This window comes from Neomelitea salexigens DSM 19753, from assembly GCF_000422345.1.
Classification (GTDB): Bacteria; Pseudomonadota; Gammaproteobacteria; order Pseudomonadales; family Spongiibacteraceae; genus Spongiibacter; species Spongiibacter marinus_A.
In genome coordinates, this window is the sequence record NZ_AULP01000003.1 from 246,401 (window position 1) to 269,131 (window position 22,731).

Consider the following 22,731-nt stretch of genomic DNA (forward strand, 5'->3'; position numbering starts at 1 on the left):
GATTGAGGGCAAATACCATGAAAAAAACTCTGAGCTTTGCCGTGATGCATTTCAGCGTGGCCTTTGCCGTGGCTTATATACTGACCGGCAGTGTATTGATCGGTGGGCTGTTAGCCCTGGTTGAGCCAGCAGTGAACACGGTGGCGTTTTACTTCCACGAGCAATTTTGGCAGCGGCTGCAGTCATCCAGACCGCAGCCAGCGGAGGTGTTATCCGTTTAACAGATGCTGTATCAGTGCCACCACGATACCGACGGCAACCAGGGGCAGTATCCAGCGGCTGATCCGCTGTTGCTGCTCAGGGCTTGCCCGCGGCGCGTATTTTTCAATTAGTGGCACAAGCAAAAACAGCGAGATAAATATCGCCGCAACAAGGGCTAGCATGGTAGCCATAGCGTCGCCTCTCCTTTATTTAAAACGCCTACTGGCCGCGCCACTTTACCTGGTAGAGGTCGTGACGTCGGTCGCGAAGATTCTGCACGGTGCCACTATTGCGGGCGACGTGCAGGCTTTCTGGTCGCAGGTCTGCAATAGCAACGGTTTCGACATTGGGCGTGGTGTCAGCGGCAATGCCGTCGCGGGCAAAGGAGAAATCGCAGGGTGTCAGAATGCAGCTCTGTGCATACTGAATGTCCATATTCGCCACGTTGGGAAGGTTGCCGACATTGCCCGACATCACGACATAGATTTGGTTTTCCACCGCCCGTGCCTGACAACAGTAGCGTACGCGCATATAGCTCTGGCGTTCGTCTGTGCAAAACGGCACGAACAGGATCTGAGCGCCCTGGTTCACGAGGTGGCGTGATAATTCGGGGAATTCCGAGTCGTAGCAGATCAATACGCCAATGGGGCCGCAGTCGGTGTCGATAGTATTCAGGCTGCTGCCGCCCTCAATATTCCACCAATACGCCTCGTTGGGGGTCGGGTGGATTTTCGGTTGCTCGTCGATGCGGCCATCGCGATGAAAGACATAGGAGATATTTTCCACCCGTCCATTGGCGACGCGGGTAGGGTGGGAGCCGCCGATAATATTGATGTTGTAGCGCACGGCGAGGTCTTGCATGGCTTCGCAGTAGCGCGGCGTGTATTTGGTCAGGGCTTCAATGGATTCCGCTGGGCTGAGCTCTTGGTCTTCAATGGAGAGGAGCTGGAGGGTAATCAGCTCAGGGAAGACCACAAAATCCGCTTTGTAGTCGGCGACGACATCGACGAAGTATTCCACGAAGGACATGAACTCCGCGAAGGACTGCACTTTGCGCTGCATGTATTGCACTGTCCCAACGCGCACGGTATCCGCTTGCCTGCCACCAAATTCGCTGGTTTGGGTGATATAGGCGTCTCTGGCGATCTTCGGGTTGTGCCATACCAGGTGGGCGCCAAAGCCCAGCGAATCGCGGTCGGCGCTGAGGTAGTTTTCAACCACGCCCAAAACCTCAAAACCGTTGCCAATCTGGAATGACAGTACCGGGTCGCGCACCTGTTTTTGCATTACAGCGTCAAGGTAGGCTTCGGCACTGCCGAAACGGCGCAAACGCTTGGCCAGCCCTGGCAGGCGACCGACAAAAACAATGCCCTTCAGCGACAGGGACTCGCAGAGTTTTTTACGGGCATTGTAGAGCCGTTGGCCAATGCGATAACCGCGCACACTTTTGTCGACACACACCTCCATGCCATAGAGCCATTCGCCATTGGGGTCGTGGCGGGTGCCGTAGCCATTGGCCGTTATCGACTCCCATGTGTGGGGCTGCAGGCATACTTTACCGCTGACGCGAAACGTGGCGCAGTAGCCGACGATGTCCTCGTCGAGGGTGACCACAAATTTCCCCTCCGGGAAGTGGCTGAGCTGGCCGCGCAGTTCCGCCGGTGAGTAGGGGTCGATGCCGGTGCCCTGATACACCCGACGGGACAAATTGACGATGCCTGGAATATCGCCGCGTTGGGCGGTTCTTACATGCAGCCGTTTGCCCGAGGCGGTGAGCTTTTCGCCGCCTCGTGAAGCCGATTTTGCCATTCTATGATCTCGCTAGCGTACGGGAAGGTGGGAACTATTCACTGGTTTTCGCGCTCGACGCGCGGCGCTTCGCAGGCGTTTTACGGGCGGATGGCTTGGCCTTGGTTTGGGTTTTGCTCTCCGAGTCGCGCTTGGTTGCCAGGCCGCTCACGGTTTTTAACAGGCGGGTGGTCATATCCAGCGTTTTCATGCCCTCGGTGAAAGCCGTTTTGGCGATTTGCTGCACCATCTCCGTGTCGCCTTCGGTGATACGCTTTTGCACAGAGTCCCAAATAGGCTGCATATCGGGCAGGCCGACTAAGCGCCGCAGCTCTTCGGGTTCGATCTCCAGTTCTAAATGTACTTTCATTCAAGGTGCTCCTTGTGGATATGCTGAGTATGCCACTGGCAAAGCAAGGGTCAATCACCTGTTGTTCGCGAATCGCATTATTTTTGTAGCTGTCTCAAAACGTACTGCAAAATGCCGCCGCAGCGGAAGTATTCCGCCTCCTGCAGGGTGTCGATCCGGCTGTGGGCAAGCACCTCATGACGGTTGCCGTCGGCCCGCGACAGGATTACTCGCACGGCTTGCTTGGGCGTTAATTCAGCGTCGCAGGGAATCAAATCAACTTCTTCCAAACCGTTGAGATCAAGCATGGTCAAGGAAACTTCACCGTCTAATTCAAGCGGTAAAACGCCCATACCAATTAGGTTGGAGCGGTGAATGCGCTCGAAACTCTCAGCAATCACGGCGCGAACGCCTAGTAGCAATGTGCCTTTGGCAGCCCAGTCACGGCTAGAGCCCGTGCCGTATTGTTTGCCGGCGATAACAACGAGCGGCGTGTTGGTCGCGCGGTACTTTTCTGCTGCTGCAAAAATGGTGGTGACATCCTCACCATTGGGGGCCAGTGTAAAGCCGCCTTCTTTCTCGACCATGCGATTGTTCAGCCGGGTATTGGCGAAGGTGCCCCGTAGCATCACTTCGTGGTTGCCCCGCCGCGAACCATAGGAGTTAAAGTCAGCAGGCTCGATACCCAAGCTTTGTAGATAGTGGCCGGCGGGACTATCGTCGGCGATTTTACCCGCGGGCGAAATATGGTCGGTGGTGATGCTGTCGCCAAATACGCCAAGTATCCTGCCGTTGCGCAAGGCATCGAGCTGTTGTTTGGGAGCGGCGATATCGCTAAAGAAACTGGGCAGGCGAATATAACTGGAGTCATCTTGCCAGTGGTAGGTCTGCCCGGTGGGGGCGTCGAGCTGGCGCCATTCCTCGGTGCCTTTAAAAACGTCGTCGTAGGCCTCTCGATACATGCCACCGCTGACGATTTTGCGCACCTCATGGATTTCTGCGGAAGTCGGCCACAGATCTCGCAGAAACACTGGTTGTTCCATACTGTCGTGTGCGATGGGGTCGTTTTGCAGGTCGATCAAACTGGTGCCGGCCAGCGCAAAGGCGACGACCAGCGGCGGCGAAGCTAGCCAGCTCGCTTTAATTTGCGGGTGAATGCGGCCCTCAAAGTTTCGGTTGCCGGAGAGCACCGCCGACACCAGCATATCGCCGTCGTCGATGGCCCTGGCAACAGGCTCCGGCAGCGGACCGGAATTGCCAATACAGGTGGTGCAGCCGTAGCCAACGATATCAAAGCCCAGTGAATCCAAATCGTCTTGCAGGCCGCTATCGGCCAGATATTGGCTGACAACTTTGGAGCCGGGGGCCAGGGAGGTTTTCACCCATGGCTTAACACGAAGACCGCGCTCGCGGGCTTTGCGTGCCAGCAGCCCGGCGGCGATCATCACATCGGGATTAGACGTATTGGTGCAGCTGGTAATGGCCGCCAATACAACGTCGCCGTGCTGCAGGGGTTGGTTCATGTCCGGGATGGGTGTTTGCTGGTTGAGGTCGCGCCCCTGCAATTCAATACAGTCGCGCATTGCTTGGCCCAATTGAGGCAGTGCGACGCGGTCCTGTGGCCGACTGGGGCCAGCCAGGCTGGGTTCTACAGCGCTTAGGTCGAGGCTCAATGTGGTGGTAAATACCGGCTTGTCGCCAGCGGAGCGCCACAGCCCCTGCGCTTTGCAATAGGCCTCTGTCAGCGCAATGGTATCGGCGCTGCGGCCGGAGAGCTTCATGTAGGCCAGAGTGGCGTCGTCGACGGGAAAGTAACCACAGGTGGCGCCGTACTCAGGTGCCATATTGGCGATGGTCGCCCGGTCGGCAACGCTCAGTTCGCCGAGGCCGTCGCCGAAAAATTCCACAAACTTGCCAACAACGCCCTGTTTGCGCAGTAGCTCAACCACGGTCAGCACCAGGTCGGTGGCGGTAACCCCCTCGCGAAGGGCGCCGCGCATTTCAAAACCGACAACATCGGGAACCAGCATGGAATAGGGCTGGCCCAGCAGCGCCGCTTCGGCTTCTATACCGCCAACTCCCCAGCCCAATACGCCCAGGCCATTGACCATCGGGGTGTGGCTGTCGGTGCCCAGGACGGTGTCGGGGTAGGCGAGAGGGCCGCCGTCATCCTGCCCTTGAAATACCACCTGCGCTAAGTATTCGAGGTTAACCTGATGGCAAATGCCTGTGCCCGGTGGCACAACATTGAAGTTTTCAAAGGCGGACTGCCCCCACTTTAAAAACCGGTAGCGCTCGACATTGCGCTGCATTTCCTTGCTAACGTTTTCCTGAAAGGCCTGGGCGGAGCCAAATTGGTCGACGGTCACCGAGTGGTCGATAACCAAGTCCACGGGGATTTGCGGGTTGATTACTGACACGTCGCCACCGCGCTGGGCGACGGCATCGCGCATGGCCGCCAGATCGACTATGGCAGGCACACCTGTGAAGTCCTGCATCAGTACACGTGCCGGCGAGAAGTTGACATCGGCGCCGCCGCTGGCCTTATCTGCCCATTGGCACAGGGTGTTGATGATATGCTCATCGACCTGCGCGCCGTCGAAGTGACGCAACTGATTTTCCAGCAAAATTTTAAGCGACTTGGGCAATCGCTCAATGCCGGGTGAATCGAGTTTTTTCAGGTCGTAATAGCGGAAGTGTTTTCCTGAACAAGTCAGCTCAGAGAGCCATGATTCCCTACTTTTCATTACCGCCCCCTCAATCGTGTGATAACGCCAGTGCAGGCCTAATGGCTTTGACTACAACCCTAGCACAATGTTGCGTGGATGAAAGCGGCTCACATTGCCGCGCCGCCGCTAAAGCATCGCGTTTTTCAGGTCGCGACGGCGGGGGCGAAGGTGTAAGCTTGCAGGCGTTTTGCCCTGTTATGGGGCGTGATCATGGAAAGCGGCGAGGATGCTATGACAGTAATTGAAAACACCATCAACGGACTGATGAGCAGTAGTCCAGCACAGTCGGAGTTCTACCAGGCCGTCGAGGAGGTGTTGGAGTCGCTGGAGCCGTTGTTGGAGAAGGAGCGTCGCTACACTGAACACAGCATTATCGAGCGGATGGTCGAGCCAGAAAGACAAATTATGTTCCGAGTGCCCTGGGTCGACGACGCTGGCTGCGTGCAGGTAAACAAGGGGTATCGCATCGAATTCAACTCGGCGCTGGGGCCCTACAAAGGCGGTTTGCGCTTTCACCCGTCGGTAAATGCAGGGATTATCAAATTCCTCGGCTTTGAGCAGATATTTAAAAATGCCCTGACGGGCCTGGAAATTGGCGGGGGCAAAGGGGGCGCGAATTTTAACCCCAAGGGCCGCTCGGATCGCGAGATCATGCGATTTTGCCAGTCGTTTATGACGGAGTTATACCGCCATATCGGCCCTCACACCGACGTTCCCGCGGGGGATATTGGCGTTGGTGCGCGTGAAATTGGCTATATGTTTGGTCAGTACAAGCGGCTGACAGGTCGCTACGAGGGTGTGCTTACTGGCAAGGGGCCCCTGTGGGGAGGCTCGTTGGGACGGCGCGAGGCCACCGGTTATGGCTGTGTGTATTTTGCGCAAACGATGATGAAGGCCCACGACGAGAGCCTGGAAGGGAAAACCTGTTTAGTTTCCGGTGCGGGCAACGTGGCGATTCACACCATTGAAAAACTCCGCCAGATTGGCGCCCGTCCAGTGAGCTGCTCCGATTCCACGGGCACTTTGTACGACGCTCACGGCATCGATGTGGAAATTTTGAAACAGATCAAGTTGGAGCGGCGGGAGTCCCTTGAGGCCTACCTGCAAGAGTTTCCCAAAGCCGAATTCACACCGATTGATGATTACCCCGAAGACGGTCACGCGGTATGGCGAATGGAGGGCGAGGTCGCCTTTCCCTGTGCAACGCAGAACGAATTGACGGCGGCCGATGCCCAGGCGCTATTGGCTAACGGTTGCCTGTGCGTCTGCGAGGGGGCCAATATGCCTTGCGAGCCCGCGGCGGCGGAGTTATTGATGCGTGAGGAAATCCTCTACGGCCCGGGTAAAGCTGCCAATGCCGGTGGCGTGAGCGTCAGTCAGTTTGAGATGAGCCAGAATGCCAGCATGCGCCGCTGGACTTTTGAGCAGGTGGACGAGCGACTGCAGCGAGTGATGGCCGATATCTATGCCCGCTGTAGTGCGGCAGCGAAGGAATTTGGCGAGCCGGAGAACTTGGTTGTGGGGGCAAATATTGCGGGCTTTCGCCGCGTCGCTGACGCCATGATCGAGCAGGGTGTGGTGTAAGGGCACCGGGTAGCGGTGCAGGGCAATCTTGCCGCGGAGGATAAATGTCTTCAGTAATCGTGTTTCTCGATTTTTTTGGTATCGCGGTGTTTGCGATGTCGGGTGCGCTGACCGCCGGCCACAAGCAGCTGGATATATTCGGCGTACTGGTTGTGGCCCTGATCGCCTGCCTGGGCGGCGGCACGCTGCGCGATGTGATCCTCGGTGCGCACCCCGTGATATGGGTGGCCAACCCCGCTTACCTCTATGTGGGCATTAGCGCGGCGATGGTGGTTTTTGTGCTGGCGAGATTTGTGAGGCTACCGCTGCGCACGCTGGAGGTGTGCGATGCGATCGGGCTGGCCTTCTTCACCTTGGCAGGCTTGCAAAAAGCGCAGTCGCTGGGTCACAGCGCTGATATCGCTTTGTTGATGGGCCTGATGACAGGGGTTGCAGGCGGTATTCTTCGCGACGTGTTATGCAATGAAATCCCGCTGATATTTCAGCGGGAAATCTACGCAACCGCGGCCATCGCCGGTGGCGCGCTGTTCCTCGTTTTACAGGAGCTAGGCGTTGCGGGCAGCGTTGCCCTGTTTTTGGCCATGGCCACCATACTTGTACTGCGCCTAACAGGCGTGTTTTTTGGTCTGTCGCTGCCGCGCTTCCTGCTGAGCAAGCCCTAGCGATCAAGCTGCTTATGGCGGTATTGCGCTGGCGTGAGCTGTGTCCAGTTTTTAAAGGCGCGACTGAAGGCACTCTGCTCTGAAAATCCCAGTAGCGCCGCCACCTCGCCGAGTTGCAGCCGTGGATCGGCCAGATAATCTTCGGCCAGTTGCTGGCGGGTCTGTTGAAGAAGCTGTCGAAAGTTGCAGCCTTCTGCGGCAAGTTTTCGGTGGAGGTGACGCACCGAGACATGCAGGGTGTCGGCGATGCGTTCGGCGCTGGGTGGCCCCTGGCGCAGCTGGCTGACCAAACGCTGCCTGACGATATTTGCCAGCTCCTGGCCCTGCGGTGCTTCAAGGCTATTTAAGAGTTTCCGCGCCTGGCCCTCCAGCACCTCGATGAGAGCGGGGTCGGCGGTGCGCAGCGGGGTACTGAGCAGGTCCAGCGAGATACTCACCCGCGTTTGGCTGTGGCCGAAACTCACGGGGCAGGCAAACCACTGCTGGTATGGCTGCACATCTTCGGGAGCGGGGTTAATAAACTCGACCTTTAGCGGCGCGGCGTCTGGCTGATTGGTGATGTCCCGGCAAAACTGCAGCAGGGCCGCAATGGCAGTCTCGTCGACCAGGGCGCCGGGCCTGCCATTCTCGGCACTCCAACACAAGTCAATGTAGTCACCGCAGTCCACGCGCTGCATGGGGTTCACGTCGTAGATCAATTGGTGGTAGCGCTCCAGGCGTTGCAGCGCGCCGGCAACACTGCCACAGGCCAGCAGTACATAGCCGAGAATTCCCAGGTGACGGGGGGTAATGCGTTGTCCCAGGTGCAGGCCTAGCAGCGGGTCATCGAGAGCAGCTGACGCGCGCTGCAGGTAGTCGCGCCAGCGTAATACCGGAAAGCGGCCCATGCCTTGCGGCGCGGGTTCACCGAGTAGCTGCTGCGCATCAATCTGGTGTTCGGCCAAATGCTCGTAGAGCAATTGAACATAGGTGTGGGGCACCACGGCGTTTTGAAGTCGAGTCTGGGGCATTGCGGCACCTTAACATGTCCGAAATGGTCAAATACATGTCGTGTGGCGTCAATCATAATGCCTCGGCAGCGGGAATAATAGCGACAAAAAACGGAGTCCCTATGTTGAATGATGTGATCAGCCAGGTTCAGGCAATTTTCGGCGCCCATGTAGATTGGAAGCAAGTCGTATTGATGGCGGCAACGCCAATCTTTATTGTGGCATTTATCGTCGAGCTCTATGTGCGCAAGGCCAAAGGGCCTAGCCACCGAATGTGGTCGCAGTTTGAATGGCGGGAGATTCTCACCAATCTCGGTTTGGGTGGAAGCTACCAGGTTTTTGAGTTGCTGCTGCACATCGCCATCACCGGGGCGGTGATTAATTGGATCTATCAGTTCCGCGTATTTGATATTCCGGTGAATGCGTGGACGGTTGTGCCCTTGTTCGTGCTGATGGAGTTTTGTTACTACTGGTTCCACCGTGCCAGCCATCGCATCCGCTGGTTTTGGAGTGCGCATGTTGTTCATCACTCCAGCGAAACCATGAATATGACGACGGCAATGCGCCAAAGCCTGCTGTATTCAGTGACTGGCTGGTGGTTGTTCTTCATGCCGATGGTGCTGTTAGGTGTGCACCCAGGCGTTGTATTTACCCTGTACGCGGTGAACCTGTTTTACCAGTATTTCATTCACACCGAGGCGATTGGCAAACTGCACCCCTGGCTGGAGTTTTGGTTTAACACGCCCAGCGCCCACCGCGTTCATCACGGCCGCAACCCCGAATATATCGATCGCAACTACGGCGGTGTACTGATTATTTTTGACCGTATGTTCGGTACCTACACCGAAGAGCAGGACGATAACCCGGTTGATTATGGCATTGTCGACCAGATTCACTCTCACAATATCATCACGCTCAACTTCCACGAGTTTAACGATATGTGGCGGGACGTATTCGCTGCCGATACGGTAAAAGACGGGATCAAGCAGTTGGTGCTGCCGCCCAAGTGGGACCGCCCTCAGTCTTAACGCCAACGTTGGCCTACGGCGCCGCGTGCTGAAAAGCCCGCGGCGTTTTTGTATGGCTTGGCCGCAAATGCCTACTAATCTGATTCATTATGATGTGTCGTAGTGATGGCGGGTGAGCTATCATTAAGACACTTGCCTTAATGGCATAACAATAATGAAAACGTAGGAAGTCATGCGATGATGAAATGTAGTTATCGGAGTTGGGCCAGTGGCCTTATTGTCGCCTCGGTCGGGTTTGCTGGCGCTGCAGCTGCGCAACCGGCACTTGAAGAAGTGGTGGTGACCGCGCAGAAAAAAGCGGAGAGTTTGCAAGACACGCCAATCGCGCTGGATGCCTTTGGTGAAGAAGCGCTGGAGAGAGAGGGTATTGGCGGCGTGGGCGACCTTGCCAACAACGTGCCGGCGATGACCATCCAGCCATTCCCAATTAACACCACCACCTTGCGTATTTACATTCGCGGTATCGGCCTGATCGATGCCCAGATCACCCAGGATCCACCAGTGGGCGTATATGTCGACGGCGCTTATATCGCCCGTTCTGCGGCTCTAGCTACGGACCTTGCTGATCTAACGCGAATTGAAGTTTTGCGCGGGCCGCAGGGCACACTCTATGGCCGCAACTCCACCGGCGGTGCCGTTAATCTGATTACTCGCCGCCCCAATGTCGATGCGGCGCAGTTCAAGCAGGCATTTACCCTTGGTGACCGCAATCTCTTCAGTAGTAAGACCATGCTGAATACGCCGCTCTGGCAGGGCGCTGCGGCCAAGTTCGCCTACTTCACCAAGCAGGTAGATGGCTACATTGAAAACACCGGCGCAGGCGGTGACTTTGGTGATTCCGACACGATGGGTTACCGCATTGATTTCGCCTGGGATGTTTCAGATAGCGTCCACATCGATTACGCCTATGATCTGGCTGAGGTGACGAACACCAATATGGCCTATTCCCATATCCGGCCTTCCGATCCCATTCCCAACCCGGAGGTCAATCAGGGCATCGCCTTCACCAATTTAATTAACTCGGGGGCGCGACAATTCTACAACTTTAATTCCTCGGGAAATCGCCCTGACCGAATGCACTCGGCGATCCCCATGGAAGAGGCCGACAGCGAAATTTCCGGCCATCAACTATCGGTCGACTGGCAGATTAGCGAAACACTGGCAGCGAAATACATCTATGCCCAGCGCGAGCTGTATGACAACACGCCAACCATTTTGGCAACTGGCGCGCGCAGTGATGGCTACCGCTTAGATAATAGCCCGGTGTTTAGCTTTCCCGTGGCGGCAATACCCGGTGATTCGGCAGTGTGCAGCCCCTGCGTTGGCCGCAGTGAGCAGTACGGTGCGGTTCATCCATTGATTAATCAGGAGCAGTTCTCTCACGAATTGCAGTTATCCGGCAGTGCTTTTGCGGAGCGTCTGTCTTACATCACTGGGCTCTACTACTTTGAGGAGACCGCTACCCAGGGCGCGGGCAAGATAGGACACCTGCTGTCTGCCCCGTTGGGGAGCACTGCTGATGGCAACAACACCGGGAATCGTATCGAGGTGCTCACCGAGGCGCGTTTTGATATTGAAAATACTGCCATGGCGATGTTTGCCCAGTTTACCTGGAAGCCCCCGGTGCTGGACGATCGCCTCAGTCTGACCTTCGGTGCGCGCCATTCTGAAGACAACCGCAAGTCAGCCGCCCTGCGTCGTCAAATCAGTTTTGTGGTGGTGCCGGGGGACCTGGATAACACCGATCGAGACGATAATGACATCGCAACCCAGCTGTCTGACGCTTTTTATAACGTACGGGGCGACAAGGACTTCAAAGACGATTCCTTTAGCTTCATCGCCGAGTATGAACTCAGTGACGACATTAACCTCTACTTCAAAGTGAACGAGGCTTACAAAAGCGGCGGTTTTAATACTCGTGAGCAAGTGACGGAGGAAGGAGCGCAGCGCTACATCGATGGCTTTGATGAAGAGAAAGTGACCGCTTATGAGCTGGGGCTGAAGTCGCGTTTATTTAGCAATCGCTTACAGGTTAATGCCGATATTTTCCAGCAGGACTTTGTCGATCAGCAGTTGAACTTCAGTGTGCCCAATACCACCAGCGACACCACCGTAGCCAATGCCGGTGAGTCCACACTCAAAGGTTTTGAGTTGGATACCACTTGGCTGGCGTCTGAAAACCTGATGTTGGTACTGAACTACGCCTACCTCGATGCTGAAATCGAGCCCAGTCGTAACCCGTTATCAGGTGAGGTGGACGATGGCTTCGTTTTCGATTCGGCGCCACGCCATGCCTACACGGCCATGGTCGACTGGACGCTGTGGAGTAGTTTGGATCGTGGCAATATTGCCTTCAATGCCACCTACTCATTTACTGATGAACGCAATGGCGGCGGGCGCAAGGAGTTCGCGACCTTCCAGGCTGACCGTCAGGACGACTTTGCGGTGTTGAATGCGCGCTTGGGTTGGTATCAGTTGCCGGTATTCGACGGGGTGTTGGATGTGGCGGTGTGGAGCAAAAACCTCCTCGATGAAGAATACAGCGTCAACAACATACACAACTTGCCTCAGGCGGGGCGCTCGGTAATGTTTGGTGAGCCGCGCAGCTACGGTCTGGATTTGATCTACAACTGGGGAGGTTAATCCCTTTCGGATAAGTGCAAACCATCTTGTTTTCTGTGTAAAGGCCGGCATTGCCGGCCTTTTTTGTTGCCGGGCATTACGGATTTTGTTTTATCGGCACCACGTCGGCCTTTTATGGCCAGCGATAGATTGCAAGGTGCCAAAGCAGTGGTTGGAAAGGCAGAAGCTTAGGTGAGAGCAGTTGCCCACCGGCGGTGCCGGTGGGCAACGTGTTTAAGGCGCCGTTTGTTGTGGTGGGAGTAGCGGCAGATTCACCGAGCCGCTAATTTGCACAGGTATCGGCAAGGGGGAGGCTGAGGTCGGGTATTGGCTTGGGTAGGCGCCATAGACCATCAGTACCAGCTTGTCGCCGTTTTGCATGCGGCTCATCACCCCGACCAAGTCGACATTGTGATCGCCGAAGCCTCTGAAAGGTGTTACCTGGTTCATCAACGGCGTGGGCGCCTGAAGCGGGTTGCTGTCGCCGGATTCTCTAATGGCAAGTCCGACAAACAGAATGGGCTCAAGCAGCGGGGCATCTGCTTGCTGGTCGGCAATGCTCATGCTCAAGCTGATTGTCGGTACGCCGGCGATTACCTCATTGTCGGCCTGGGCAGTATAGAGCTCGATCTCAGTGGGTAGCAGGTTGGCTTCGTGGGCAATGATCGGCAGCGGGCTGGTAAAGGCAAAGTCGTCTCCACCGTAGGGCACATGGTTGAGCACGATGCCGTCATTACCTTCACTACCTAAGTTGAAGCAAACCTCTGGAATCTCGTTGGCAGCGCCTTGCTCAAACTTCAGCTTTTCGCGATACCAATTCACGGTCACGTCAGTGGTATTCAGGCGGCCACAAACACTTTGGCCATCGCCGCTGTCTATACCGTGGCCAGCGGCTTTGGTGAACAAGCGTACATCGCCGCCCTGATAACTCAAACAGCGGTAGTTTTGGTATGCATCATTAAAGTTAAACAGGGTGTCCATGTGGGATTGGGTAATGAACGCGTCAATAGCCCGCAGCCCGCCGTCAGCAGTGCTATCGTTTTGTCCCGCGCAGTGTGAGGCCGGGCTGTGGCGGTAGAGTAGCGCCAGTTTATCGTCGGCCAGGGTGTTTGCTGCCAAGCCGGTGGCGAGGCCTTCGTTGACTTCCTGGTCTTGATTGCCTGCCAGGTTGCCGCCAGCCGACAGCACGCTTGCCCAAAACGTTTTAAACACATCGTTTGGGTACAGGGAATAGCGCAGATCGTTCCAGGTGATGTCCGGGGCAATGGCATCCAGGCGGTGTTCTGGGTCAATCGCGTAGATCATTAATTGATAACCGCCACCGTAGGAGCCACCTACGGCGCCGATCAGCGGATTGTCTTTTTCGGTAGCGGAAGTCGGGCCATTATCCGCATAGGCAAGCTGACTCAGATTCTCTTCGGCCCAGTCCAGCACTTGCAGCCAGTCTTTGCCTTCCAGGTCGGGATCCAAAATGCGAATGGTGCCACCGGAGTCACCGTGGCCGCGCTCATCCAGACTCAGTACATAAAAGCCTTCGTCGAGTAAGGCTTTCAGCAAGCCTCCGGTGGGCCGGCTTGACTGACGGCTGCCAGAGTAGCCATGGCTATGCAAAATAAGCGGATAGCTTTCCTCTGAAGACAGCGATGTGGGCTCGTGCAGGGTGAACGCAATATTTTCCTCATCGACATTTGATACAAGGTTTACATCGTAGGAAACGCCGTCGGTAATGGTCGCTGGCGGGCAGCCATCGGCTTCAACGGCGGTGCCTGGTGGGGTGTTGGGACACTGGTCATTGCCATTGAGCACCCCGTCGCCGTCGTTGTCGTCTTTTTGCACATTACTGCAGCCCTCGCTGTCGACGGTTGCGCCCGCGGTGGTATTGGGGCAAATGTCGTCGGCGTTATTTACGCCATCGCTATCGTCGTCCAGTTGTGAGGGCGAGCAGCCTTGAACATTGGCGGTTTCCGTTGCGGGGGTGGCCGGGCAGTTGTCTTGACCATTGTTGACGCCGTCGCCATCGTCGTCGCGCTGTGCGTCGGAGCAGCCATTTTGGTCAACGCTGGCACCTGCCGGTGTCAGCGGGCACAGATCCTGGGCATTGCCAACGCCGTCGCCATCGTTGTCGCCGTTTTGACTATTGCTACAGCCATTGGCGTCAACCGTGGCGCCCGCCGCCGTATCTGGGCAGTTGTCGCTGCTGTTATTGACGCCATCATTGTCGTCATCCAGCTGCGAGGCGGAACAACCATTGTTGTCGACGCTTTCTCCCGCTGGCGTGGCTGGGCAGCTGTCGTTGGCATCTGCAACGCCGTCGCCGTCAGCATCTTCAACCGTAATCGCGCAGCCCTGAGCATCGACATCGGTGTTGCTCGGGGTTGCCGGGCAACTGTCAGATTGGTTGCTCACGCCGTCGCCGTCGTCATCCAACTGCGAGGCAGAACAGCCGTTGCTGTTGGCGATTTCGCTACTGGGCGTGGCGGGGCACTGATCTCGGGTGTCGGCAATGCCGTCGCGGTCGCTGTCAGTGCTGCCTCCTGAGTTATTGCTAGATGAGTTGCTGCTCGAGCCGCCACAGGCGGCGAGCATAAGGGTGAGCAAGAGTAAACCGAGCGATTTCCTCGACGGGAAAAGCAGCGTGCGTAACGTCATGGCAAATGTCCGTATTGTTAGTATTTTCGGGTGCTAGCGAGGCGGGCGATGTCACGTTGTAGCAGGGGCAGCCACTGGCTGTGCTTGTGCGAGTCGCCGCCTGAACCGCGAGCAGCAGTCGGAAGTGTGCGTGGCTGACACAGTTATGTCAATTCGTGAAATTGAGTGCGAGTGGGGTGGCCACAGGTGGGCGACTCATCTGAATGGCTTAATCCGCATAGATGAGTTGCCAGGATTCTCACCTACTGGGACGAGGGGCGGGCTTTACAAAGCTGACTAGATTCGATGCGTGCCCACGAGCACCACAATAATCATTGAATGGAGTCACGTCATGTCACAACAAACCTCGCCTTTTCCTCCCTACCAAATTCAGGCGGAGGACATACCCGACCGCTACCCGAGGGGGGGGGGCCTTGGATTACTCGACGACTTTGCCCGCCTGCGGACAGCCCGCAAAACATCGATGGTTTTGGCGGCAAGGTCGTCGTGCGCTGTCGCGGCTCCCAGATTGACGCGAGTCTCAATGGCCAGCGTCTGCCGACCCTGGCCCGCAACCGCTTGTTGCTCTGTTGGTACGACCCCGATGGCAACCCGCCGCTGGCGATGCAGGAGCCGCCAATTATGGGGGAGTGCGATACGCGCCAGTGGAGCCGTTGGCAGATGCGGGAGTACCGCATACACGCCAATTGCCGCGAGCTGATCGACAATATGGCCGATGCGGCGCACTTTGGCCCCGTTCACGGTGCAAATGTACGCAGCTTTCGCAACATTATGGATGGCCACACCTTTGTGCAGGAAATGTGCGGCCACAGCGAGCGCCTGTCGGCGGAGAGCGAGCTGTATAGCTATGCCAAATACTACGGCCCGGCCTACCAAACAACGTATATGCGCGGCAGCTACGACGGCCACACCGTTGAAAGCTACCTGCTGCTCAGTCACTTGCCGGTGGCGCGCGAGTGCTTTGATATTCGCTACGCGGTGATGGTGAAGCGCCTGCCCCATTTGAACGAGGCGCAAAATGCTGAGCTGTGCAAAATGTATGCGGAGAAGGCTTTTGAGGCCTTTGCTGAAGATGTGGCGATATGGCACAACAAAACGCGCATCGACAACCCCATTCTCTGCGATGGCGATGGCCCGATCCACAAACTGAGAACCTGGTACGCACAGTTTTATCAGCCGCTGGCGGAGATCAATGAAGAGCGCCTGCGCTACCGCGAGTACCAATTGCGCTATGACTAACATCGCGGCCCCAATTGGGGCCGCTATTCACCGCTCATGGAATCAGCGCCAAGCAAAACATGCCAAGGAAAGGAGAGACAAACATGCGCAGTTTGAAAGATCGCTTAAATATTGATGTTGTCGATAGCATACGCATTCGCGCACCCGCTCAACGGGTGTTCGCTACGGTGGCGAATTATCCGGCAATCGCCAACTGGTTCCCGCCGTATTCATGCAGTGTGGAGGGCGGTGGCGATATCAAGGAGGGTGCGCTTGTGCAGCACCGCTATGGTCGCCCGCCATTGGTGCTGAGCCATTTTACGCGCCGTATAGAGCGCATCGTGGACGGCGAGCGGATTGAGGAGCGGTATATCGATGGAGACCTGCGGGGCACCGGGGTATGGTGTTTCGAGCAGCACGGGCAAGAAACATTGGCCAGTTATCACTGCCGGGTGGAGGCCTTGAGCTGGTTCGCTCGACTCGGCTTTGTTCTTCAGGGTAGTCGCGCCCACAGTGAGGTATACCAGCAATACCTGGCGGCCTTAAAGCAGCAGTGCGAGGCTGCTGGCGTTTAACTTTTCAAGGAAGAAGTCATGTCTAAAATCGATCAAAGCCCGCAATACGCCGCGTTGCCCGGCGGTGGTATTCAGTATTACGACGCGGGCAATGGTCCCTGTGTGATGTTGATCCACGGTTCTGGCCCAGGGGTGAATGCCTGGGCGAATTATCGCGACAATTTGCCGGTATTTGCCGCGCATTTTCGCTGCATCATGCCTGACTTGCCCGGCTACGGCGGCAGTGATGCGCGAGACGGAGACCCGGTACAAAGCTGCGTGGCCGCCTGTGTTGAGCTGCTCGATGCCCTGAATATTTCCCGCGTACATATTATTGGTAACTCCTTGGGTGGCATCGTCGGTTCGCATATTGCGGCGCAGTATTCCGAGCGGGTCGTCAGTTTTACTACCATCGGTGGAATTGGCTTGAATCTGTTCAGCGCCTTTCCTGGGGAGGGGCTGAACCTGCTAACGGCCTTTACCGAGCAACCCAGCCGCGAAAATTTACGACGTTGGTTAGCGTCCATGGTTTACGATCAGTCCATTATTACTGACGAGCTGCTCGAGGCGCGATACACGGCGGCAACCGAGCCAGTGACCTTGGCGACCACTCGGGCGCTGTATTCTCGGTCGGCGATCGCTGCAATTGCCGATTACCGGCGGGGAGAAAACGCCGCTCAGGTGGTCGCGCATTTGCCACGCATTCAGGCGCCGACGCTAATTACCTGGGGGCGGGATGACCGCGTGAGTCCGCTGGATATCAGCCTGTTGCCTATGCGGATGATCCCCAATGCCGAGTTGCATGTTTTCCCCAACTGCGGCCACTGGGCGATGATTGAGTGCAAAGTGCGCTTTGAGTCTTTAGCCATCGACTTTATCAATGACGCGGAGCACCGTTGTGCGCAGGTGCAGCCATGAGCGTCGCAGCCATGTTGTGCTTGGCGCTGGCAATGATGGCGCTGGCAGCGTTACCAAGCAGCAGTGTGTTGCTGGTAGTCGCCTGCAGTTTGCGCGGTGGTCGGCGCCACGGTCTTGCCGCAGCGCTGGGTATTGTTATTGGCGATCTGCTGTTTGTCAGCCTGGCGATTGGCGGTGTTGCCGCGCTGGCTCAGGCGATGGGCGCGGTGTTTATCGTGGTTAAGGTGGCCGCAGCGCTGCTTCTGCTGAGTGTGGGCTTACGCTTATTGCTATCATCCCGCGCCGCTCACTCTCAGGCCTTACCGGCGGCGCCCGGTTCGCTTTGCACTAGCGCTATCGCGGGCTTGGTGGTGACGCTTGCTGATGTGAAGGCGGTGGTTTTCTATGCCAGCTTGCTGCCACTATTTGTCGACATGCAAAGCGTGTTGCCGGGAGATGTCGTGGCAATTGCGGCAATCACGGTGGCGGCCGTTGGTGGAGTGAAGTTGTTATATGTGCTGCTTGCTCAGCGATTGGTGCGAGGTTTGCCGGTGATCGCCAAGCGGGGGGAGGCTGCGGCAGGAGTTGGGCTGGTCGCTGCGTCTGGCGTACTGCTGTTGAAGGATTAGTTATCGCCGCTACAGAAAGAGGCGACCAATAATACTGGGTACGGCGGTCTCAACTTTTAAAATACGCGGCCCCAGGCTAAAGCCCTGCATTCCGGCGGCCAGCAGTTTTTCCACTTCATAAGGAATAAATCCGCCTTCCGGACCAATGGCGAGTAGGCGAGGCTGATTACTTGCTGCCGGCACATCCTGGCTGTGGTAGGGGTGGGCCAACAGGCCTTGCCGATGTTGCAGCAGTGCTGGCAATACATCTTCTACGAAGGGCTTAAAGCGGGTGGCGCGTTCAATGCTGGGCAATTGTGTATCGCCACACTGCTCCAAGCCCTCCAGCATGGCCGCGTGGAGGTGAGCGTCGTCGACCAAAGGGCTTTGCCAGTAGCTTTTGTCCACCCGGTAACTGTTCAGCAAAATAATTTTTTCCACGCCCAATTCGGTTGCCGAGCGAATGATGCGCCGCGCCGCTTTTGGGCGAGGCAGGGCCAGCAACAAGGTCAAAGGGAGCTTTGCCGGAGCGGGCGTATTCAGGTTAACGCGCAGTTCTATGGTGCTGCCAAGTCCGGTGATTTCCGCACTGCCAAGCTGGCCGTTAAGCACGCCGCAGCGCAGCTGCTGGCCAAGTTCAGCGCGAAGTACCTTGCGGATGTGCTGGGCGCGCGTATCGCTGATTTGCACGGTATCGGCGCCAGTGAAATCCGATGGCTGCAGCAGCAGCAAATTCATTGGGCGGGCTCGGCCCACAGGTCGTAGTCGTCAGCGCCTACGACATTGACTAATAGCGCATCGCCTGGGCGAAGGTCGGTAACGCCATCGAGGTAGACTTTGCCATCAATCTCGGGGGCATCCGCATAGCAGCGTCCAATCGCGCCTTCTTCGTCGACGACATCGATCAACACTTCCAATTGCTGGCCGATGCGCTGCTGCAGCTTTTCTGCGGAAATGCGTTGCTGCACTTCCATGAAGCGCTCCCAGCGCTGTTGCTTCACGTCTTCGGGCACGGGGTCTGGCAGGTCGTTGGCGCTGGCCCCATCGACGGGTGAATACTGGAAGCAGCCGACGCGGTCCAGTTGAGCTTCTTCCAGCCAGTCGAGCAGCAACTGGAAGTCTTCTTCGGTTTCGCCCGGAAAGCCGACAATAAACGTTGACCGTATTACCAGGTCGGGACAGATTTCTCGCCAGGCTTTGATGCGCTCTAGCGTTTTTTCCTGGTTGCCGGGGCGCTTCATCAGCTTGAGCACACGCGGGCTGGCATGCTGAAACGGAATATCCAGGTAGGGAAGGATCTTGCCCTCAGCCATGAGGGGAATCATTTTGTCTACGTGGGGGTAGGGGTAGACATAGTGCATGCGTACCCACACGCCGAGCTCGCCCAGTGCAACGGCGAGGTCTTGCATGCGGGTTTCCAGAGCGCGGCCATCGACAAAATCCAGCTTGTATTTGGTGTCCACGCCGTAGGCGCTGGTGTCTTGCGAGATGACCAATAGTTCGCGGCTGCCGGCGGCGACCAGCTGCTTGGCCTCATCGACCACCTCAGCCAACGGGCGGCTGACGAGGTCGCCGCGCATCGCCGGAATAATGCAAAAGCTGCAGCGGTGGTTGCAGCCTTCGGAAATTTTCAAATACGCATAGTGCCGGGGCGTGAGTTTCACACCCTGCGGCGGTACCAAATCGCGGTGAGGTTGGTAGCTGTCGTCCTGGGGAACATATTGATGAACCGCGCCCACAACGGCATCAACCGCGGCCGGGCCGCTTACGTCGAGGACTTCAGGATAAGCATTTTTAATGGCTTCGGCGTCGCTGCCTTTACCCATGCAGCCAGTAACAATAACCTTGCCGTTTTCGTTGATCGCCTCGCCAATAGCGTCCAGCGACTCCTGCTTTGCGCTGTCGATAAAACCGCAGGTATTCACCACCACAACATCGGCATCGTCGTAGCTGGGCACCACCTCGTAGCCGTCCAGGCGCAGCTGAGTAAGTATGCGCTCTGAGTCGACGAGCGCTTTCGGGCAGCCCAAACTAACAAATCCCACTTTTTGGGTTTTGTCAGCGTTTTTCTGCGGTGTGTTCTCAGGTGTGGCCATGGCTACCTCGCTATATAGACGGCGCGCATTTTACCCCAATTACTGCCAGACTGCTCGAAGGGGCATTGGAATGCTGGGGCAAAAATCACATTGGGAGGATCCGAGTGATGGTTAGTCATCATCCGGGCTTACGACGTCGAGTGGGCTTAGTTCGGCTCACTCTTTACGGCCTGGGAAATATCCTCGGTGCCGGTATCTACGTGTTGGTCGGCAAGGTGGCAGCGGTATCTGGCGCTTATACGGCTTTGGCCTTTATGTTGGCGGCCTTCGGCGTTGCCTTTACGGTGTTCAGTTACGCGGAGCTGTCCGCGCGCTACCCACTGAGTGCGGGTGAAGCCTTGTACGTCGATAAGGCGTTTCAGCGCCGGCTGTTGTCGACGGTGGTAGGGGTGTTGGTATTGCTGTCGGGTATTAGCTCGTCAGCGGCGATCGCACAGGGGTTTGCTGGGTATTTTCAGGTATTCGCTGAGGTGGATCGAGGGCTGCTGATCATAGGCTTGCTGGTGACACTGGGCACTGTGGCGATTTGGGGAATTGGCGAGTCGCTATCCGTTGTGGCGGTATTTACCTTGCTCGAGGCCTCTGGTTTGATTTTGGTGATGATTGCTGGCGGGAACTCCATTATGAACGAAAGTGGGGCGCCAGTGGTGAGTTCAGCCGAGGTGCCACCCATTACTGTGGTGGGTATTATTATGGGGGCGTTCTTGGCCTTTTATGCCTTTGTTGGCTTTGAGGATATGGTTAATATCGCCGAAGAGGTCAAAGATCCGGCGCGTAACCTTCCCCGAGCGGCGTTGATTGCACTGGCTGTGGCGACCGTGTTTTACGCCTTGGTGAGTGCGATAGCGGTAAAGGTGGTCGCTGCAAATGAATTGGCGGCCAGTGATGCGCCATTGGCGCTGGTATATACCCGAAGCACTGGCGGCTCGCCGGTGATTATTGCTGCAATTAGTTTGTGCGCCGTGGTTAATGGCGCCTTGGTGCAGATTATTATGGGCTCGCGCTTGTTGTACGGTATGGCAAAGCAGGGCTGGTTGCCCCGGGGACTGGCGCGAGTTTCGACGGTCACGGCCACGCCGGTCGTTGCGATAGTGCTGGTAACGGCAATCACGCTCGTGATGGCGTTGACCATGAATCTAACCGGCCTCGCAGAGGTTACTAGCTTTTTGGTGCTGTCCGTTTTCGTACTCGTCAACGCTGCCCTGATCCGTATCAAGCGGCGCTCGGTGTCGGCACCGGGTGTCTATCAATACCCAGCGTGGATTCCTTGGGTGGGACTTGTGGTGAGTGCCGTATTTATTATGGCGCGGTTACTGGTAGCTGGGGGGTAGGTGCTGTGTCAAAGATTCTTGGCTTTGATGTCTACGGCACGCTGGTGAATACGGCGGCGATTGAGGTTCCACTGCGAGATTGCATGGGTGAGTTGGCCGGTGTTTTTGCGGCGCGCTGGGGAGAGAAACAACTGGAATACAGCTTTCGACGCGGCTTGATGCAGCATTATGCCGACTTTTCTGTGTGTACGCGCCAGGCCTTGGATTACTGTTGCGAGGCCATGGCGCAGCCGCTTTCTAATGAGCAGCGTTGCAGGTTGATCGCCGCGTATGCTGAATTGCCGATCTTTGCCGATGTACTTGATGCATTGGCGCAGCTGGCCAGTGAGGGAAACCGGCTGTTTGCATTTTCAAATGGTGCGACGGCAGATGTTAAGGGCATACTCGCGAAGGCGGAAATTAGCGATTGGTTTGAGGGGGTGGTGAGCGCGGAAGATGTGCGTGTGTTTAAGCCTAGCCCGGCAGTGTATGCGCACTTTCTGCGGTCAACGGGTGGCGTTGTCGGGCACAGCTGGTTAGTGTCTTCTAACCCCTTTGATGTGATTGGCGCGCGCAGTGCGGGGATGCAAGCGGCATGGGTAAAGCGCGATGCCGATGCGGTGTACGACCCCTGGGATATTGCACCGAGCGTATGCGTGAAAAGCCTGGCAGAATTACCTGCCCGATTAGCAGAGAGGGATGTGAGTGAATAGAGTTTTCGTATTCGTTGCCGTATGGCTGTGGGCGCTGCCCACGTGGGCAGCGGAAGCGGCGTGGCAACAGGCCTATGTCGAGCAAAATATCCGCTTTATTGCCGGGCATACCGGGGCGCCCGCTGGGTTTAAGGCAGGGCTGAGTAACACCGCGTCGCAGAAGCGTTTTGGCAGCGATAGAACGGTTTATGGCAGTTTGAGTGCTTCGGGCCAGCGGGTTTCGGGTGAGCGTGTCGCGCTGGCGGATTTTTCCCGCGGTATGGTTGAGCTGGAGTTGGCCTTTCAGTTAAACCAAACGCTCGAAGCACCCATTGCCAGCGTGGCAGAATTGCAGTTAATAGTTCGCCGCGTTGCCATTGCGCTCGAGTTGCCCGACTTGGCGTTGTTGCCGGCCAGCCCCACCGCGAAAGAGATTGTTCGCGCCAATGTCGCCGGTAAATATTTTGTTATTGGCAATGGCGTGTCTCCGCAGGGGCTTGACCTGGATGCCCTGCCATTGCGACTGTTTCGCGATGCGTCAATGGTCGCCCAATCCTATGGCGGCGGGGTGAGTGGCGGTCAGTGGCAGGCCTTGTTAGCGCTGGTCAATCAGCGTGTTGCCATGGGGTGGCGCATTACGCCTCAGCAGTGGTTGCTGACTGGTGCGCTGGGCGGCATGAATGCACTCGAGCCTGGCTACTATCATGCCGAGTCTGTAGAGCTTGGCGGCGTCGCGATAACGGTGTACTGAGCTG

20 protein-coding genes are annotated in these 22,731 nt (G+C 56.8%); 12 read left to right on the forward strand and 8 right to left on the reverse strand.

Annotated features, from left to right (window positions below; all coding sequences use genetic code 11):
• Positions 1-17 precede the first annotated feature (17 nt).
• Positions 18-221, forward strand: coding sequence for a DUF2061 domain-containing protein (locus H573_RS0107120; RefSeq protein WP_027873667.1), 204 nt, complete (start codon positions 18-20; stop codon positions 219-221).
• Here H573_RS0107120 and H573_RS0107125 read toward each other — a convergent pair.
• From H573_RS0107125 to acnA, 4 genes are all read right to left on the reverse strand, one after another.
• Positions 210-392 (reverse strand): hypothetical protein, encoded by a 183-nt coding sequence (locus H573_RS0107125; protein ID WP_027873668.1) that lies wholly within the window; start codon positions 390-392, stop codon positions 210-212. The two genes, H573_RS0107120 and H573_RS0107125, sit on opposite strands and share 12 nt — an antisense overlap.
• Positions 393-420: 28 nt before the next feature.
• On the reverse strand, positions 421-2,010 hold the full coding sequence (locus H573_RS0107130; RefSeq protein ID WP_027873669.1) for a carbon-nitrogen hydrolase family protein: 1,590 nt from the start codon (positions 2,008-2,010) through the stop codon (positions 421-423).
• A 34-nt stretch (positions 2,011-2,044) separates the two neighbouring features.
• Complete coding sequence (locus tag H573_RS17370; protein WP_036256002.1) at positions 2,045-2,359, reverse strand: hypothetical protein; 315 nt, start codon at positions 2,357-2,359, stop codon at positions 2,045-2,047.
• Between the two features lie 77 nt (positions 2,360-2,436).
• Entirely contained in the window at positions 2,437-5,085 is a 2,649-nt protein-coding gene (gene acnA, locus H573_RS0107140) for an aconitate hydratase AcnA (RefSeq protein WP_027873670.1), read from the reverse strand.
• A 213-nt stretch (positions 5,086-5,298) separates the two neighbouring features.
• Between acnA and gdhA the strand changes: the two genes are divergently transcribed.
• Both gdhA and H573_RS0107150 read left to right on the forward strand, forming a co-directional pair.
• Entirely contained in the window at positions 5,299-6,651 is a 1,353-nt protein-coding gene (gdhA, locus tag H573_RS0107145) for an NADP-specific glutamate dehydrogenase (RefSeq protein WP_027873671.1), read from the forward strand.
• A gap of 44 nt (positions 6,652-6,695) precedes the next feature.
• The gene (locus H573_RS0107150) at positions 6,696-7,313 is read left to right on the forward strand and encodes a trimeric intracellular cation channel family protein (RefSeq protein ID WP_027873672.1); all 618 of its coding nucleotides are present in this window, start codon (positions 6,696-6,698) and stop codon (positions 7,311-7,313) included.
• On the opposite strand, the gene H573_RS0107155 is transcribed toward H573_RS0107150, so the two are convergent.
• Complete coding sequence (locus tag H573_RS0107155) at positions 7,310-8,323, reverse strand: AraC family transcriptional regulator (protein WP_027873673.1); 1,014 nt, start codon at positions 8,321-8,323, stop codon at positions 7,310-7,312. The genes H573_RS0107150 and H573_RS0107155 overlap by 4 nt on opposite strands.
• Positions 8,324-8,424: 101 nt before the next feature.
• On the opposite strand from H573_RS0107155, the gene H573_RS0107160 reads away from it, so the two are divergent.
• Positions 8,425-9,330: a sterol desaturase family protein gene (locus H573_RS0107160; RefSeq protein WP_036256005.1), complete on the forward strand. Its 906-nt coding sequence runs from the start codon at positions 8,425-8,427 to the stop codon at positions 9,328-9,330.
• Between the two features lie 177 nt (positions 9,331-9,507).
• On the forward strand, positions 9,508-11,973 hold the full coding sequence (locus H573_RS0107165) for a TonB-dependent receptor (RefSeq protein ID WP_027873675.1): 2,466 nt from the start codon (positions 9,508-9,510) through the stop codon (positions 11,971-11,973).
• A gap of 213 nt (positions 11,974-12,186) precedes the next feature.
• Here H573_RS0107165 and H573_RS18930 read toward each other — a convergent pair whose 3' ends face one another.
• On the reverse strand, positions 12,187-14,601 hold the full coding sequence (locus tag H573_RS18930) for a thrombospondin type 3 repeat-containing protein (RefSeq protein WP_084497970.1): 2,415 nt from the start codon (positions 14,599-14,601) through the stop codon (positions 12,187-12,189).
• 318 nt (positions 14,602-14,919) lie between these two features.
• Between H573_RS18930 and H573_RS17380 the strand changes: the two genes are divergently transcribed.
• The 4 genes from H573_RS17380 (at position 14,920) to H573_RS0107190 (ending at position 17,899) form a co-directional block, all read left to right on the forward strand.
• Positions 14,920-15,840 (forward strand): hypothetical protein, encoded by a 921-nt coding sequence (locus tag H573_RS17380; RefSeq protein WP_154653855.1) that lies wholly within the window; start codon positions 14,920-14,922, stop codon positions 15,838-15,840.
• Positions 15,841-15,923: 83 nt separating this feature from the next.
• Positions 15,924-16,394: an SRPBCC family protein gene (locus H573_RS0107180; RefSeq protein ID WP_027873677.1), complete on the forward strand. Its 471-nt coding sequence runs from the start codon at positions 15,924-15,926 to the stop codon at positions 16,392-16,394.
• Between the two features lie 18 nt (positions 16,395-16,412).
• Entirely contained in the window at positions 16,413-17,291 is an 879-nt protein-coding gene (locus H573_RS0107185; RefSeq protein ID WP_027873678.1) for an alpha/beta fold hydrolase, read from the forward strand.
• Entirely contained in the window at positions 17,288-17,899 is a 612-nt protein-coding gene (locus H573_RS0107190; protein WP_027873679.1) for a LysE family translocator, read from the forward strand. Before H573_RS0107185 ends, H573_RS0107190 begins: the two co-directional genes overlap by 4 nt.
• A gap of 9 nt (positions 17,900-17,908) precedes the next feature.
• On the opposite strand, the gene H573_RS0107195 is transcribed toward H573_RS0107190, so the two are convergent.
• The gene (locus tag H573_RS0107195; RefSeq protein ID WP_027873680.1) at positions 17,909-18,616 is read right to left on the reverse strand and encodes a 16S rRNA (uracil(1498)-N(3))-methyltransferase; all 708 of its coding nucleotides are present in this window, start codon (positions 18,614-18,616) and stop codon (positions 17,909-17,911) included.
• Complete coding sequence (rimO, locus tag H573_RS0107200) at positions 18,613-19,974, reverse strand: 30S ribosomal protein S12 methylthiotransferase RimO (protein ID WP_051171084.1); 1,362 nt, start codon at positions 19,972-19,974, stop codon at positions 18,613-18,615. Before rimO ends, H573_RS0107195 begins: the two co-directional genes overlap by 4 nt.
• A 107-nt stretch (positions 19,975-20,081) precedes the next feature.
• Here rimO and H573_RS0107205 point away from each other — a divergent pair, with 107 nt between their 5' ends.
• Genes H573_RS0107205 through H573_RS0107215 form a run of 3 tightly spaced genes read left to right on the forward strand, consistent with a single transcriptional unit; the run spans position 20,082 to position 22,727 of the window.
• Positions 20,082-21,305, forward strand: coding sequence for an APC family permease (locus H573_RS0107205; protein WP_036256007.1), 1,224 nt, complete (start codon positions 20,082-20,084; stop codon positions 21,303-21,305).
• Positions 21,306-21,310: 5 nt separating this feature from the next.
• Positions 21,311-21,997: a haloacid dehalogenase type II gene (locus H573_RS0107210; RefSeq protein WP_027873683.1), complete on the forward strand. Its 687-nt coding sequence runs from the start codon at positions 21,311-21,313 to the stop codon at positions 21,995-21,997.
• On the forward strand, positions 21,990-22,727 hold the full coding sequence (locus H573_RS0107215; RefSeq protein WP_027873684.1) for a hypothetical protein: 738 nt from the start codon (positions 21,990-21,992) through the stop codon (positions 22,725-22,727). The genes H573_RS0107210 and H573_RS0107215 overlap by 8 nt, the downstream gene beginning before the upstream one ends.
• Positions 22,728-22,731 lie beyond the last annotated feature (4 nt).